The organism is cf. Phormidesmis sp. LEGE 11477 (assembly GCF_015207105.1).
Classification (GTDB): Bacteria; Cyanobacteriota; Cyanobacteriia; order Phormidesmidales; family Phormidesmidaceae; genus Phormidesmis.
In genome coordinates this window covers 1-1275 of record NZ_JADEXO010000277.1, presented here as the reverse complement: position 1 = coordinate 1275, position 1275 = coordinate 1, and the positions used below count along the sequence as shown (strand labels likewise).

The 1275-nt window shown below is 45.8% G+C and carries 1 protein-coding gene; it reads left to right on the top strand.

All coding sequences use genetic code 11. The features are described from left to right. Window positions 1-69: 69 nt before the first annotated feature. Window positions 70-1199 (top strand): IS3 family transposase gene (locus IQ256_RS29280; RefSeq protein WP_193859191.1). Its coding sequence is split into 2 segments (ribosomal slippage): window positions 70-337 and window positions 337-1199, totalling 1131 coding nucleotides; the frame shifts between segments, so codons are not numbered across the junction. Window positions 1200-1275 lie beyond the last annotated feature (76 nt).

Genomic DNA, 1275 nt, shown 5'->3' with positions numbered 1-1275 from the left:
CTGTAGTGACCCCCAAATTTAGGACAGCAGCTAGAGAGAGTAATCTAGAGTCCATAGGGGGCAAGCATCATGGCAAACAAGCAAAGAAACTACAGCAGCGAATTTAAGGCCAAAGTCGTCCTAGAGGTGGTCGGCGGCCAGCGCACCATCAGCGAAGCCAGTCGCGCTCACAAAGTGCATTCGTCGGTGATTAACCGTTGGCGCAATGAATTTCTCAAGCAGGCCCACCTGGCGTTCGGCGGAAAAGGCATGGGCGAAGACTCAGAGGAGAAGATAGCGGAGTTGGAACGGATGATAGGCCGTTTAACGATGGAGCTAGCAGTAGCAAAAAAAGCTTCAGCGCTGTGGAGTCTGAACGGAAGCGAATGATCATTGAACAGTTGAAAGCGGAGTATCCGATACAGGTGATATGTAATGTAATTGGCTACAGCCGGAGCTGCTACTACTATCAACCCCGAACAGAAAAAGAGAGTGAAGAGGAGGCGTTAAAAAAAGTGATCGCGGATGTTGCAGGGCGGTATCCGACCTATGGCTACAGACGTATAACCAAGCAGCTACAGAGAGAAGGCTGGAATGTCAATCACAAGCGCATTAGCCGACTGATGCGAGAGCTAGAATTGCTAGCAAAAAGAAAGGTTAGAAGAAAGCGAACAACAAACAGTGTTCATGGCTACAAGCGGTATCCTAACTTAGTCAGAGGTCTGGTTGTAGAACGCCCAGAGCAAGTGTGGGTAGGCGACATCACCTATATTCGACTAAGGGAGGAGTTTGTTTATTTAGCGGTGCTGATGGATGTTTTTACGCGCAGTATACGAGGCTGGCATCTGGATATAACGATGGAAAAGAGTTTGACTATAACAGCGTTAGCGAAAGGACTGAAGCAGAATGTTCCAGAGATTCATCATTCAGACCAGGGTGTGCAATATGCGGCGAATGATTATGTCCAGCTGTTGGAGGAGAATGAGATAGCGATTAGTATGGCGGGAGTAGGCAAAGCCTATGAGAATGGCTATGCTGAGCGATTAATGAGAACAATAAAAGAAGAAGAAGTTGACTTATCGGAGTATCGCAACTTTAATGAAGTGTATGAGAGAATAGAAGAGTTTTTAGAAGAGGTGTATATGAAGAAAAGAATCCACTCTTCTCTAAGCTATTTGACGCCTAGTGAATTTGAAGAAAAGTGGAGGAAGGAGCAGTAATCGTCTAAAGGTGATACGAACAAGTCTAGACTTTCTATCACCTGATTTTACTGTCCAAATTTAGGGGTTCACTTCA